Raw genomic sequence first — 13,402 nt, 5'->3', positions numbered from 1 at the left:
TCCTATGCCCATCAGGACACGGGCCCGGCGACTCTCCTGCGCCGCAGCGCGTAGGCGCCCGAGGCCGCTACGCCGAGGACGGCCAGCCCGCCGGCCGTGACACCGGGCGTGGCGAGGGCGCCGCCACCGGTGTGCATGCCGCCGTGCGGACGGTCGCTCTCCTCGTCGTCACCCCACGAGCCGCCCTCGTTCTTTCCCCGGTCCCCCTTGTCTCCCTTATCTCCCTTGTCTCCCTTGCCGCCCTGCTCGTCGTCGCCCTTGCCCTTGTAGGTCTCGGGGTCGAACTTGCTGTCGCTGCTGCTGTAGGAGCTGTCGTCACGGCCCCCGTCGTCGCGGTCCCCCGAACCCGCGGCGTGCGCGGTGGGAGCGGCGAACGCCAGGGCCGCGGTGGCGGCCGTCGTCGCGAGGATCATGCGGGCAGAACGCATCTCTATGTCCTTCCGCCGTGGCCGGGCGCCGATACTCCATCAGCTGAAACGACCCGGCTCCGACATGAACCACCGTCAGCCAGCTCCCGGCCGCGCACCATCCGGGCCGCCCATCCGTGGCGCCGACACGCCCAACACCGCCCGGCCGGCTCAATCCCGCGGCGGGGCGCACCGCCGTTCGGGCGGACACGGGCCCGCCGTCGGCGTGTCGCCGTATTACACCCTGACGAGGGATAAGCGACTGCTTTGGGCTGAGAAACATGGGACTCTTCGCTAAGTTCCGATGAGTACCACAGGGGGGGTTATCACCGTAATGAGCCGCATGCGCACATCCGTCGGAGTCCTGACCACCGTCGGCGTCGTCACCGCCGCCCAACTCGGCCTCGCCGCGGGCGCGTCCGCGCGGACCGGGGCGCCGCAGAGCACCGGCTGCCCGGTCGACATCGTCTATCCGAGCCGCTTCTACGCGAACTCGAGCAACTGGGTGACCAACGGCGGCCTCTACTTCGCCGTCAAGAACAAGAGCGCCGGCAAGGACTTCACGAAGGTGACGTTCACCGTGACGGACGTCAAGAACATCCGCTTCGGCACGGCCGCACCCACGGGCGGCAAGGTCACCCGTCGGACGTCGACGACGGTGTCGGTGTCCACGGCGACCCTGAAGAAGAGGACCAGCCTCGGGGTGCGGGTGCAGTCCCACCTGCTGGACACCCACACCTACAAGGTGAAGTTCACCCTGCACGGCACAGGTTGGAGCTGCGCCGTCGACCAGGGCACCTGGGGCTCCTGACACCCACGGCGCCCCGACCGGGGCGCCTCGGAGTCCCGGCCGGGTGCGGCCCGTACGCTGGTGGCCGTGGTCGACGGCGACGAAGGTCCGGACGCGGCGGCCGCCCGGCTCACCGGGCGGCCGGTCTCGGTCCGGCGGGCACGGTCCGGCAGCCTGACCGAGGTGAAACTGGCGGACGGCACTGCCGCCATGGTCAAACGCGGCGAACGATCCGGTGCGGTACGGGCCGAGGCGGCCGGGCTGCGCTGGCTGGCCGCGGCCCGGGCGGTCCAGGTGCCGGAGGTGCTCGGGCACGACGAGCGGTGGCTGGTGACCGAACTGGTCACCACCGGCCCCCCGAGCGCCGAGGCGGCCACCCGATTCGGCCGCGCACTGGCCGCCCTGCACGCCTGCGGAGCCCCGGCCTTCGGGGCGGCACCGCCGCACGGCCCGCGCGAGGCCTGGATCGGCCTCGCCCCGATGCGCAACGAACCCGGCGCCGACTGGCCGCACTGGTACGCCGAGCACCGGCTGCTGCCCTACCTCCGCGAGGCGGTCGACCGCGGGGCCCTGCACCCTCGGGAGGCCCTGGTGGTCGAACGGGTCTGCGAACGACTGCCGGAGCTCGCCGGGCCGGCCGAGCCGCCCGCCCGGCTGCACGGCGACCTGTGGAACGGCAACGTGCTGTGGGGCGCCGACGGCACGGTCCGGGTGATCGATCCGGCCGCGCACGGCGGTCACCGCGAGACCGACCTGGCGATGCTCCGGCTCTTCGGCTGCCCGCATCTGGACCGGATCCTGGCCGCGTACCAGGAGACCGCGCCGTCGGCCGACGGCTGGACCGAGCGCATCGGACTGCACCAGTTGTTCCCGCTGTTGGTGCATGCCGCCCTCTTCGGGCGGAGCTACGCCGAACAGGCCCTCGCGACATCCCGGAGAATCGCAGGCATTTGACCCTGTCACGCGTCGGACCGGCATGTGAAATCGGCCACTTGTGGCGACGATCGGGCGCTGTTTCCTTAACAACCTCTTAATTGGGGCTGAGATTACGCAGAGTAAGGAAACCAACCACGCGTTCGAATCGTATAAGTGCATGGAAGAACGAAACAGGGAGAGACCATGCAACCGTTCGCGCTCAACTACGCACGCCCCGCTGTGCAGTTGGACGTCACCACTCCGTACGCGTATGACTCCGGACTGCAGTTGAACGTTCTCCACGATGGCCGGATCGCAGCCACCGATCACGCAACGCTCAGAGCCCTGGGGACCACGACGTCCACAGCGGGTTCCAAGACGCACTTCGACGACTGAGCGCGGAACCCGACGATGACCGTGCTCATCCTGACCAGTGACGAGGACGTGACGGCGGACATGGTGGTCCTCCGGCTGCACGAGGCATCCGTGCCCGTCGTCCGCCTCGACCCCGCCGACCTCACCAGCGGGGTGGCCCTGTCGGGCGAGTATGTACAGGGCGTCAGCCGCGGACACCTGTCCGTGAACGGGCGCCTGGTGAGTGTGGACGGCCTGCGCTCCATCTGGGTGCGCAGGCCGGGGGTGGCGGCCTCCCGGGCCGCCCAGCCGTCGGCCTGGCTGTCCGAGGAGTCCGCGCAGGCGCTGTACGGCATGCTGCGCGGAACCGGGGCGCGCTGGATGAACCATCCGGACGCGGCCCGCCAGGCGCGCCACAAGCCCTGGCAGCTGCGACTGGCCCAGCGCAGCGGACTCGCCGTGCCCGCCACGCTGATCACGACGTTCCCGCAGGCGGCCCGGGAGTTCGCGGCGCGGTTCCCGGACCTGGTGGTGAAGCCGGTGTCAGGGGCGCACCCGCAGGAGCCGCCGCGGGCGGTGCCGACCAGCAGGGTGGCGCCGGACACCGACTTCTCGGCCGTGGCGTTCGGGCCGACGCTGCTCCAGCGGCGGGTCGCCAAGCGGGCCGACATCCGGCTCACGGTGGTCGGCGAGCGGCTGCTGGCCGCCCGCAAGCCGGTGCACCCGGACGCCCACCCCGACGACGTGGACGTCCGGTTCGCCCCGTCCGTCTCTCCCTGGCAGGAAGCGGAGGTGCCCCTGCGAGTCGCCGAGGCCGTTCACACGTATATGAAGGACGCCGGGCTGGCCTACGGTGCCTTCGACTTCGCCGAGGACGCCGACGGCATCTGGTGGTTCCTGGAGTGCAACCAGTCGGGCCAGTTCGGGTTCGTCGAGATGGACACCGGGCAGCCCATCGCCGAGAGCATCGCCGGGTGGCTGGCGGACGGCGCCGGGCGGCGCCGGACCTATGTCGGCGGCGGGCGTCGCACGGCCCCCTGACGGGCCGGGCGACGGTGTGGAGCAGAGCACGGAGAAAGGAACGCGAGATGCGCATCGGACTGCTGGGGACCGGGCCCTGGGCGCGGGCGGCCTACGCCCCCGCGCTGGCGGGACACGGCTCGCTGGACTTCGCCGGAGTGTGGGGCCGCCGCCCGCAGGCCGCGGGGGAGCTGGCGCGGCAGTACGGCGTCCGGGCGTACGACGACGTGGACGCGCTGTTCGCCGACGTCGACGCGGTGGCCGTGGCGCTGCCGCCGGCCGTGCAGGCGGAACTGGCGGTGCGGGCCGCGCGGGCCGGCCGCCATCTGCTGCTGGACAAGCCCCTCGCGATCCGGGTCGCCGAGGCGCGGGCGGTGGTGGAGGCGGCCGAGCGGGCCCGGGTCGCCTCGGTGGTCTTCTTCACCACCCGGTTCCAGCAGGAGCCGGAGCGGTGGATCGGCGAACAGGCCGCCGCGGCCGGCTGGTTCACGGCCAGGGCGCAGTGGCTCGGCTCGCTGTTCACCGGCGAGAGCCCGTTCGCCGACTCTCCGTGGCGCAAGGAGAAGGGGGCGCTGTGGGACGTGGGCCCGCACGCCCTGTCCGTGCTGCTGCCGGTGCTGGGCGACGTACGGCGGGTGGCGGCCGCCGTGCACGGACCCGCGGACACCGTCCACCTCGTCCTCGACCATGCCACCGGGGCCTCCAGCACGGTGACGCTGAGCCTCACCGCGCCCCCGGCGGCGGCCGGTGCGGACGTGGAACTGCGGGGCGAGCCAGGGGTGACGCTGATGCCCAGGAGTGCGGAAGGCGCGGTACCCGCCCTGACCAGGGCCGCCGACGCCCTGCTCGGCGCCGCCCGTACCGGACGCGCGCACCCGTGCGACGCCGTGTTCGGCCTGCGGGTCACCGAGATCCTCGCGGAGGCGGAGACCGTGCTGGGCAGGGACGTCGACTGACCGCCGCGTGTTTTGCCCGGTGCCGGTGGGACCGGGCAGGGGCACGGGCGTAGCGTGGGCATGTGACATGGGTGCGCGGCTGGTCGCCGCGTGGCTACCAGGACGGTCGTGGCTGGTTGCAGGGAGCGCCGCCGCCGCGCTGGGTGCGGGTGCTGCCTCTCGCCCTGCTCGTGGCGGTGACCGTGGCGACACTGATCAGCCCGGACGGCCACGACTTCGGTTTCCTCCTGGGAGCCATCCCGCCGCTGGCCGTCCTCTCGTACGGGCCACTGGCGACGGCCGTGCTCAGCTCCCTGGTGGTGATGTTGCTCAACGTGCCCGCCACCCACCTCAACCAGCCCGGCGACACCGACCTGCTCACGGTCACGTTCGTGGCGGTACTGAGCGTGTTCGTCTCCTACGTGCGCAGTCACCGTGACGCCCAGCTGCTCACCGAGCGGGCGGTGGGGGAGGCGGTGCAGCGGGCCGTGCTGCCGCCGTTGCCGGAGCGGGTCGGGGCGGTGGGGTGCGCGGGGCTGTACCGGGCCGCGCAGCACGGCACGCTGGTCGGCGGGGACTTCTTCGACGTGCGCGACGGGCCGTACGGGGTGCGGGCGGTGATGGGAGACGTACGGGGGCACGGGCTGGCCGCCGTCGCGACCGTGGTGGGGCTGCTCGGCGCGTTCCGGGAGGCGGTGCTCGACCAGCCCGACCTGGAGGCGGTCGCGGCCCGGATGAACCGCCGGCTGCTGGTGGACTCGGACGGCGTGCCCGACGCCGAGCTGTTCGCCACCGCCCTGCTGCTGGAGTTCTCGGCCGATCTGCGGTCGGTCCGGATCGTCGCCTGCGGTCACCCGGCACCGGTGCTGCTGCGGGACGGCCGGGCCCGGGAACTCGCCGTCTCGTCGGCGGCTCCGCTGGGGCTGGACCTGGCGGGGGTGGACCCGCCGAAGGAGATCACGGTCGAGCTGGGCCGCGGCGACCGCCTCTTCATCGCCTCGGACGGGGTCTGGGAGGCCCGCGACCGGGCCGGGCGCTTCTATCCGCTCCCGTCGCGGCTGGCCGGGTTCACCGGCACGGACGCCGAGCTCACCGAGGCGGTGTGGACCGATCTGGCCCGGGGCTGCGAGGTCCGTGACGACGCCACCATGCTCGTCCTGACGCCCTTCGTCGGCTGAGATGCAGCGCGCCCGTCGACATCGGTGACCCTGCCGCCGCGTCGACAACCGAACAGACGCTCCCTGTTCGAACAAACACCCCAAAACGCCAGGGTTCGCCACCCCTTCCGCCACTTAGAAATATCTACCAGCATGCATGTGCCGGGTTGGCGGACGGATGTCTTGAGTGCCGGAGCAGTGGATGACGAACGCGATGTGGATGCAGGGCGTGGAATGGCTCGCGGCGGCCGCGGCGGACCCCCGGACGTGCAAGTGGGAGTGGGACCACGGGGAGGGCGTCTCGCTGCTGGAGGCGGGCCGCTTCTGGGACCTGCTGAGCGTGCCGGGCCAGCTCGGCCTGCTCGCACTGGACCTGCTGTGGCGGCCGTCGCTGCCGGTGCCGGGGCCGACCCTGGTGGACAGCGCGGCGCACCGGGTCGGCTTCTTCGTGCCGCCCGATCCGGCCGGCGGTTGGATCGGCGCCGGACTGCGGTACGCGACCAAGGGGTCATGGGTGGCCGCCCCGCCGCCGTACCGGGCCGGGCGCAGCCTGGAGTGGCTGGTGCCGCCCGACGGGGCCGGCACGCTGCACTCGCCGGGCATGCTCGAACTGGCGTTGCGCGAGGCCAACGCCACGCTCGCGGTGCTGCGGCCGGTCAGCCACGAGTAGCGGGCCGGCGAGCGGCCTCGGACAGACCCTCGTATCCTGTGAACCCAGGGTTCCGACGTCCGACCCCACCGCACGGTCACCCCACGTGCCGGGAGTCGCCCATGTCCTGCTCACCCGCCAGGCTGCGCGCCTGCGCCGCGATCGCCGTCGTACTGGGGGCACTGACGACGCCGCTCGCCACCGCACCCCCCGCCGTACCGGCCCTGTCCGCCGCGCGTTCGTCCGCGTCCACGCCGTCGCCCTCCGGGAGTCCTGACGTGCGGGCCATGACTCCGGCCGTGGCCCGCCGGCTCGACGCGGCCGTACAGCGGGTCATGCGCGAGGCGCATGTGCCCGGCGTGATCGTCGGCGTCTGGACGCCCGGGCAGCGCGACTACGTTCGCGCGTTCGGGGTCGCGAACAAGGAGACCGGGCAGCGGATGTCGCCCGGCCTCTCCATGAGGATCGGCAGCGAGACCAAGATGTTCACCGTCACGGCGGTGCTGCAACTGGTCGACCAGGGCAAGGTCGGCCTGGACGACCCCATCGGAAAGTACCTCGGCGGCGTGCCGAACGGCGACCGGATCACCGTGCGGGACCTGGCGGGCATGCGCAGCGGACTGTTCAACTACTCCGAGGACGACGACTTCTTCAAGGCGCTCACCTCGGATCCGCAACGGGCTTTCACCCCGCGGCAGTTGCTCGCCTACTCCTTCAGGCATCCGGTGCTGTTCCAGCCAGGGGCGAAGTTCTCCTACTCCAACACCAACCTGATCCTGCTCGGCCTGCTCGTCGAGAAGGAGAGCGGACAGCGACTCGGCGCGTACCTCCGGCAGCACGTCCTCGCCCCCGCCGGCATGAACCGGACGGTGTTCCCGACCGGGAACGCGTTCCCCACCCCGCACGCCCAGGGCTACACCGACCAGACAGCGAACGGGAAGGTGGCCGAGACCGCCGACTGGAACCCCTCCTGGGGCTGGGCGGCAGGCGCGATGATCTCGGACCTGGCCGATCTGCGCATCTGGGCCCGTACGGCGGCCACCGGGGTCTTCCCCGACGGCAGCACCATGGTCGGCCCCGCCACCCAGAAGCAGCGGCTCGCCACTCCCCCGACCGGGATCACGGGCGCCGGGTACGGCCTCGGCATCTTCGACGTACAGGGCTGGATCGGGCACAACGGCTCACTGCCGGGTTACGAGGCACTGACGGTGTACCTGCCGTCGGCGCGCACCACGGTGGCCGTACTGCTGAACACCGACATCGGCTACCACGGCGACATCGAGCCCAGCACCCTGTTCGGCAAGGCGATCACCCGGATCATCTCGCCGGCCCACGTCTACGACCTGCCCGCGCCGGCCTCGGCCACCCGGTGAGGACCCGGGCCTCTCCAGAGGCCAACTCGTCGTCCACGTACGGCATTTCCGACACTTGACACAGAAGCGAACAGTCGGCGGCCGGATTCGAAGTGATGTGTCGATTCACCGTGCGAGGCCGGTCAATGACGGTGTGTACTGTGCTGCGAGCGCCACATGGGAGGGGCCCCAGGGCTCCCCCCTGCCCACTGCTGCCCTACCCCCTGGAATCCGACTCCATGATCCAATTACCGGAACTGGTGGCCGGTGGTCTCGCCGCCGGAACGCTTTGCGCGCTCGTCCTCGGCGGCAGTCTGTGGCGCTCCCGGCGCCAGAACGCCGCGCTGCGGGCCGAGGTCGCGGAGTCGCACGCCCGGCTGGAAGGCGCCGAGGGCGCGTTCATCACCGAGATCGAGCATCTCGCCGCCCGCCGGATGCCCGCCGCCGCGGCCCAGCTGGCCCATCCGCACCTCAAGGTGCCGGGGCCCGCCCGGCAGCACACGCCGGGGACCCCCACCGGGATCGCCCTGGAGTACGTGCTCACCGCACTGCGCGAGGAGCTGACCGCGCAGCGGGCCCGGATCGACGCCGCCGCCCAGGCCGGACTGCGCGGTGCGACCCGGGAGATCCAGGCCGCCCTGTACCGTCTCCAGGACGCCCTGCGGAGTCTGCAACAGCGCTACGACGATCCCGAGCTGGCGCAGACGCTGTTCGCGCTCGACCATGAGAACGAGCAGTCGCTGCGGCGGGCACAGGTGGCTGCCGTGGTGTGCGGGGCCTGGGTGGGCCTGGCGCGCGAGGAGTCCCACGTGGTGGACGCCGTCACCGGCGGCCAGGCCCGGCTCGCGGGGTACCGGCGGGTCAGGGTGCACAACCACCTGGAACCCGGCACCGCCCTGGTGTCGCACGCGGTGGAGCCGGTCGCCATCATCGTCGCCGAACTCCTCGACAACGCGCTGCGCCACTCGGCGCCGGACACCGAGGTCCTGGTCAACCTGGAACACGTCCACCACGGGGTGTGCGTCACCGTCGACGACGCGGGCCTCGGCATGACGCAGGACGAACGGGCCCGCGCGCAGCGGCTGGTCGCGGGCAGCGACCCGATTCTGCTGACCGACCTCGGGGATCCGCCGCGCATGGGCCTGGCCGCGGTGGGCCAGCTCACCCGCCAGTTCGACCTGCACGTCGACGTCACCTCCCCCTCCCCCTACGGCGGGGTGCGCGCGGTGCTGCGGGTGGACAGCCATCTGCTCTGCCGGATCGACCCCGGCGAACGTCCGCCGTCGGCCAGCGCGCCACGCTCGACGCGCGAGCATCCGCCCCGCGACACCGGCGCACGCGAAACGCCCGTGCCCGAAGAGCCCGTGCGGGAAGCGCCTGGACCGGAGACACCGGGGCACGAAGCACCGGCACCCGGGACAGCCGGGCGCGAGACAGCCGGACCCGGGACACCCGGGCGCGAGACGGTCGCCCGTGAGGCGGCTGTGCCTGCGGTGGCCGTGGGCGGGCCGGCTGGGCGCGGGACACCCGTGGCCGGCGCGCCCTGGCGCGAGACCCCCGTGCGCGGTGCAGCCGGGCGTGAGGGTGGCGTCCGCACGCCGGGCGGGCGTGCGGCGGTGGCCGACGGGGCGCACGCGTCCCGTGCTCCCGCCACGGCTCCGGCACCCGGGCCCGCCGGGGCCGGCCCCGAACACGGTCGCGCCACCGCTCCCGCCCCCGGCCACCAGGAACCGGGTGACCTGGGCGGACTGCCGCGGCGGCGCCGTCGTACCCCTGCCGCCGCACCCGGCGCACCCGCGTCGCAGCCGGCCGCGCGCCGCCCCGAGGAGGCCGCCGCCGCGCTCGCGGCCCTGCAGTACGGCACCGCGGCGGCACGCGGACCCGAGCGGGCCACCCCGCCCGATCCCCACCGGACCGACGACGAAGGAGGAGCGGACAGATGACCAGCCGCGACACGGGCGACACGGCATGGGTGCTGGACCCCGTCCTGCAGGTACCGCACGTACTGGCCGCCGTTCTGCTCACCCGGGACGGTCTCGCGACCGGTCACACCGACGGTCTGTCCCGGGCGAGCGCCGAGCGGGTCGCCGCGATCACCAGTACCGTGCAGGGCGCCTGCCGGGCCGCGGCCGCCGCGTTCGCGGACCGGGACCGGGCCGAGGTACGCCAGGTGGTCATCGAGTCGGACCACGGCTACGTGCTGATCGTGCCGACCGACCACGGCACCTGTGTGGCCGCCTACGGCGACCCGGAGGTGCGTCTGGACCTGCTGGCGCACCGCGTGCACTCGCAGGTGGCCCGGCTGGGTGAGAAGGCGATGGCGGCCGCGCCCAGAGGCTCCGACGGCGGCGCGCCGGCATGACCGGCCGCCGCGGCGGCCGCCCCCTGGTCCCCGCGTATCTGTCCACCGGCGGGGTGGCCCGGCCCAGCCGTCCGCATCTGGAACGGCTGACGGTGCTCACCCGCGACGGTTCGCCCCTGCCCGCCGGGCTGCCGGCCGCCGAACAGGCGCTGCTGGAACTGCTGTCCGGCGGTGCGCTGACGGTGGTGGAGGCGGCGGCGCTGCTGCGGCTGCCGTTCTCCGCCGTCCGGGTGCTGGCCGCCGACCTCGTCGACCGGGACCTGGTGCGGGCCCGCGCGCCGATCCCGCCCGCCGAACGGTTCGACCCCGACCTGCTGAAGAGAGTGGCCGATGGCCTCCGCGCCCTCAAGCACCGGTGAGCTGCCCCGCACGGGCGGCACCCATCTCCCCGACTCCGCCCGCGATCTGGTGAAAATCCTGGTCACCGGGCCGTTCGGGGTGGGCAAGACGACCCTCATCGACTCGGTGTCGGAGATCCGCCCGCTGCACACCGAGGAGCACCTCACCGAGGCCTCGGCGCACGTCGACGACCTCGACGGGGTGCGGGAGAAGGAGACCACGACCGTCGCCATCGACTTCGGGCGGATCAGCCTGCCCGGCGGGGTCGTGCTGTACCTGTTCGGGACGCCGGGGCAGGACCGGTTCCGGACGCTCTGGCAGGACGTCTCCTACGGGGCGCTGGGCGCGCTGGTCCTGGTGGACGGCCGCCGGATCGACGCCTCGTTCGACGTGCTGGGCCTGGTCGAGGAGGCGGGACTGCCCTACGCGGTCGCCTTCAACGCGTTTCCCGACGCCCCGGACCACCACACGGGCGAACAACTGCGTGCCGCGCTGGACCTGGAGCCCGGTACCCCGCTGGTGACCTGCGACGCCCGGGACGCGCACTCCTCGGTCGACGCGCTGCTCGCCCTCGTACAGCATCTGATCGACGACCGGCCGGCGGAGGCCCGATGACCGTGCAGCAGTCCTTCACCGTGTCCGCTCCGGTGTGCCTGTGGGAGGACGGCTTCGCCCGCAACCCGCACGGCTACTACGCGGCCCTGCGCGCCCAGGGCCCGGTCGGCTGGGCGGAACTCGCGCCGGGTACCCCGGCGTACGTCGTCACCGAGCGGCGCGCCGCCCTGGACGTGCTGCGGGACGTCGAGACCTTCTCGCACGACCCGCGGGCCTGGGAGGGGACCGTCCCCGAGGACTCCCCGCTGCTCGGCATGATGCGCTGGCGGCCCAACGCGCTGTTCTCGGACGCCGACGCGCACATCCGCTACCGGACCACCCTCCTCGACGTGTTCGACCTGATCGAACCGCACGACCTGCGGTCGCTGGTGCACCGCGCGGTACGGCTGCTGGTGGACCGTTTCGCGCCCCGCGGCGAGGCAGACCTCGTCGCCGACTTCACCCGCCCGCTGATGGCACTGGTGTTCAACAACCTGTTCGGGCTGCCGGACAGCCAGGGCGACCGGCTCAACGAGGGCGTTCTGAAGATGATGGAGGGTGGTGCGCGGGCGGCCGAGGGCGAGGCGGAGTACGCCGAGTACGTGCTGCGGCTGGTCGCCGCCAAGGTCGCCGAGCGCGGCGAGGACCTGCCGAGCATGCTCCTGGACCATCCCGCCGGACTGACCCCGGAGGAGGTCTCCTGGCAGGTGTTCCTCACCCTGGGCGCCGGGTACGAGCCGACCACGAACCTGGTCTCCAACGCGCTCTCCCGGATCCTCGGCAACCCGCTCTACTACTCCACGCTGACCAGCGGCGCCCGCCCGGTCATGGACGCGGTGGTCGAGGTGCTGCACCACGAGACCCCGCTGGCCAACTACGGCATCTACTACGCCCGTCGGGCGGTCTCCTTCCACGGGGCGTGGATCAGGCCGGCGGTCCCGGTGGTGGTCTCCTTCGGTGCCGTGGGGCTGTTCGCCGAGCGGGAGGTCCCCGGTGGGCGGCGGGCCGGGGACGCCTCGCACCTGTCGTGGGGCGCGGGCCCGCACGCCTGCCCGGTCCGGCACCACGCGCTGCTCATCGCGACCGAGGCGATCGAGCGGCTCACCCTGTGGCTGCCCGACCTCGAACCCGTGCTGCCCCGCGAGCGGCTCAGCTGGCGGCCCGGCCCGTTCCACCGCTCGCTGACGTCCCTGCCCGTCCGGTTCAGCCCCCGCTCCCCCGACCAGCCTGGAGAGACGCCGTGACCGTCACCGACCGCATCGCCCTCGACCCGTTCGGCTCCGACATCCCGGCCGAGAGCGCGCGGTTACGTGCCCTCGGCCCCGTCGTGCCGGTCGAGCTGCCGGGCGGCATCCCCGCCTGGGCTCCCACCGGCTACGACGTGCTCAAGGAGCTCATACTCGACCCTCGGGTCAGCAAGGACCCGCGCAAGCACTGGCGACTGTGGCCGGAGATCTCCGAACACCCCTCCTGGGGCTGGATCCTGGGCTGGGTCGGCGTGATCAACATGCTGTCCACCTACGGCCCGGACCACACGCGGCTGCGCAAGCTGGTGGCACCGAGCTTCACGCACCGCCGCACCGAGGCGATGCTGCCGCGGGTCACGGCGATCACCGGGGAGCTGCTGGACGCCGTGGCCAAGGCCGGCGCCGACGGCTCGGTGGTGGACCTGCGCGCCGCTCTGGCCCATCCGCTGCCCATGCGGATGATCTGCGAACTCTTCGGCGTCCCGGACGAGATGCGGGACGACGCCGCTGAGCTGATCGCGGCCATCATGGACACCTCCGACCCGAGCCCGGAGCACGCCGCGTCCGTGCAGGAGCGGATCGGCACGGTCCTCGGTGGCTTGATCGCGTACAAGGTGGAGCACCCGGGCGACGACATGACCACGGAGCTGATCCGGGTCCGCGACGAGGACGGCGACCGGCTCGGCGACGAAGAGCTGCTCTACACCCTGCTGCTGGTGATCGGCGCCGGGTTCGAGACCACGGTCAACCTGATCGGCAACGCGGTCGTGGCGCTGCTGACCCGGCCCGTGCAGCTGGCCGCGGTGCGCTCCAGGACGATCGGCTGGGACGCGGTGATCGACGAGACGCTGCGGGTGCATCCCTCGATCGCCTCGTTGCCGCTGCGGTTCGCGGTGAGCGACCTGACGGTGGGCGACGTGACCATCGCGGCCGGGGACGCGATCGTCACGACGTACGCGGCGGCGGGTCTCGACCCGGCGCACTACGGGCCGGACGCCGCCGTGTTCGACGCCGCGCGGGGCGCCGACGACCATCTGTCCTTCGGGATCGGGGTGCACCGCTGCATCGGCGCGCCGCTGGCCAGGGCGGAGGCGCTGGCCGCGCTGCCCGCCCTGTTCGACCGCTTTCCGGGCCTGCGGCTGGCGGTGGGCGAGCAGGAGCTGCGGCAGGTGCCGTCGTTCATCGCCTTCGGCTGGCAGGAGGTCCCGGTCCGGCTGGGGGTGTGAAAGCCGCAGGTGGCGGGGGCGGCGACCGGACCCCCGTGCCGGTCGGGCCCCCGCG

Annotated in this window: 15 protein-coding genes; 14 read left to right on the top strand and 1 reads right to left on the bottom strand. The window is 72.9% G+C overall.

Annotation, left to right across the window (positions count from 1 at the left end; all coding sequences use genetic code 11):
• Nucleotides 1-11: 11 nt before the first annotated feature.
• Nucleotides 12-428, bottom strand: a complete 417-nt coding sequence (locus tag AB0958_RS14990) for a hypothetical protein (RefSeq protein WP_366890829.1) — start codon at nt 426-428, stop codon at nt 12-14.
• A gap of 322 nt (nt 429-750) precedes the next feature.
• Here AB0958_RS14990 and AB0958_RS14985 point away from each other — a divergent pair, with 322 nt between their 5' ends.
• From AB0958_RS14985 to AB0958_RS14920, 14 genes are all read left to right on the top strand, one after another.
• Nucleotides 751-1,218 carry a hypothetical protein gene (locus AB0958_RS14985; RefSeq protein WP_366890828.1) on the top strand — a complete coding sequence of 156 codons (468 nt, stop codon included), beginning with the start codon at nt 751-753 and terminating at the stop codon, nt 1,216-1,218.
• 66 nt (nt 1,219-1,284) lie between these two features.
• Complete coding sequence (locus tag AB0958_RS14980; RefSeq protein ID WP_366890827.1) at nt 1,285-2,151, top strand: fructosamine kinase family protein; 867 nt, start codon at nt 1,285-1,287, stop codon at nt 2,149-2,151.
• 165 nt (nt 2,152-2,316) lie between these two features.
• Nucleotides 2,317-2,508, top strand: coding sequence for a putative ATP-grasp-modified RiPP (gene tgmA / locus AB0958_RS14975; RefSeq protein WP_089102565.1), 192 nt, complete (start codon nt 2,317-2,319; stop codon nt 2,506-2,508).
• A 15-nt stretch (nt 2,509-2,523) separates the two neighbouring features.
• A complete protein-coding gene (tgmB, locus tag AB0958_RS14970) occupies nt 2,524-3,507 on the top strand; it encodes an ATP-grasp ribosomal peptide maturase (protein WP_366890826.1) in 984 nt (327 codons plus the stop codon).
• A 47-nt stretch (nt 3,508-3,554) separates the two neighbouring features.
• Nucleotides 3,555-4,442: a Gfo/Idh/MocA family oxidoreductase gene (locus AB0958_RS14965; protein ID WP_366890825.1), complete on the top strand. Its 888-nt coding sequence runs from the start codon at nt 3,555-3,557 to the stop codon at nt 4,440-4,442.
• A gap of 62 nt (nt 4,443-4,504) precedes the next feature.
• Complete coding sequence (locus AB0958_RS14960; protein WP_366890824.1) at nt 4,505-5,599, top strand: PP2C family protein-serine/threonine phosphatase; 1,095 nt, start codon at nt 4,505-4,507, stop codon at nt 5,597-5,599.
• Between the two features lie 181 nt (nt 5,600-5,780).
• Nucleotides 5,781-6,248, top strand: coding sequence for a hypothetical protein (locus AB0958_RS14955; protein WP_366890823.1), 468 nt, complete (start codon nt 5,781-5,783; stop codon nt 6,246-6,248).
• A gap of 101 nt (nt 6,249-6,349) precedes the next feature.
• Nucleotides 6,350-7,600 (top strand): serine hydrolase domain-containing protein, encoded by a 1,251-nt coding sequence (locus AB0958_RS14950; RefSeq protein ID WP_366890822.1) that lies wholly within the window; start codon nt 6,350-6,352, stop codon nt 7,598-7,600.
• Nucleotides 7,601-7,818: 218 nt separating this feature from the next.
• Nucleotides 7,819-9,522: an ATP-binding protein gene (locus AB0958_RS14945; protein WP_366890821.1), complete on the top strand. Its 1,704-nt coding sequence runs from the start codon at nt 7,819-7,821 to the stop codon at nt 9,520-9,522.
• Complete coding sequence (locus AB0958_RS14940; RefSeq protein WP_358981612.1) at nt 9,519-9,941, top strand: roadblock/LC7 domain-containing protein; 423 nt, start codon at nt 9,519-9,521, stop codon at nt 9,939-9,941. The genes AB0958_RS14945 and AB0958_RS14940 overlap by 4 nt, the downstream gene beginning before the upstream one ends.
• A complete protein-coding gene (locus tag AB0958_RS14935; protein ID WP_360519058.1) occupies nt 9,938-10,300 on the top strand; it encodes a DUF742 domain-containing protein in 363 nt (120 codons plus the stop codon). Before AB0958_RS14940 ends, AB0958_RS14935 begins: the two co-directional genes overlap by 4 nt.
• Nucleotides 10,272-10,895, top strand: a complete 624-nt coding sequence (locus AB0958_RS14930; protein ID WP_366890820.1) for an ATP/GTP-binding protein — start codon at nt 10,272-10,274, stop codon at nt 10,893-10,895. The genes AB0958_RS14935 and AB0958_RS14930 overlap by 29 nt, the downstream gene beginning before the upstream one ends.
• Nucleotides 10,892-12,118 carry a cytochrome P450 gene (locus AB0958_RS14925; protein WP_366890819.1) on the top strand — a complete coding sequence of 409 codons (1,227 nt, stop codon included), beginning with the start codon at nt 10,892-10,894 and terminating at the stop codon, nt 12,116-12,118. The genes AB0958_RS14930 and AB0958_RS14925 overlap by 4 nt, the downstream gene beginning before the upstream one ends.
• The gene (locus tag AB0958_RS14920) at nt 12,115-13,347 is read left to right on the top strand and encodes a cytochrome P450 (protein WP_366890818.1); all 1,233 of its coding nucleotides are present in this window, start codon (nt 12,115-12,117) and stop codon (nt 13,345-13,347) included. Before AB0958_RS14925 ends, AB0958_RS14920 begins: the two co-directional genes overlap by 4 nt.
• Nucleotides 13,348-13,402: the final 55 nt, after the last annotated feature.

This window comes from Streptomyces sp. NPDC006655 (genome assembly GCF_040703965.1).
In the GTDB taxonomy this organism is placed as follows: domain Bacteria; phylum Actinomycetota; class Actinomycetes; order Streptomycetales; family Streptomycetaceae; genus Streptomyces.
This window is presented reverse-complemented; position numbering and strand designations above follow the sequence as displayed.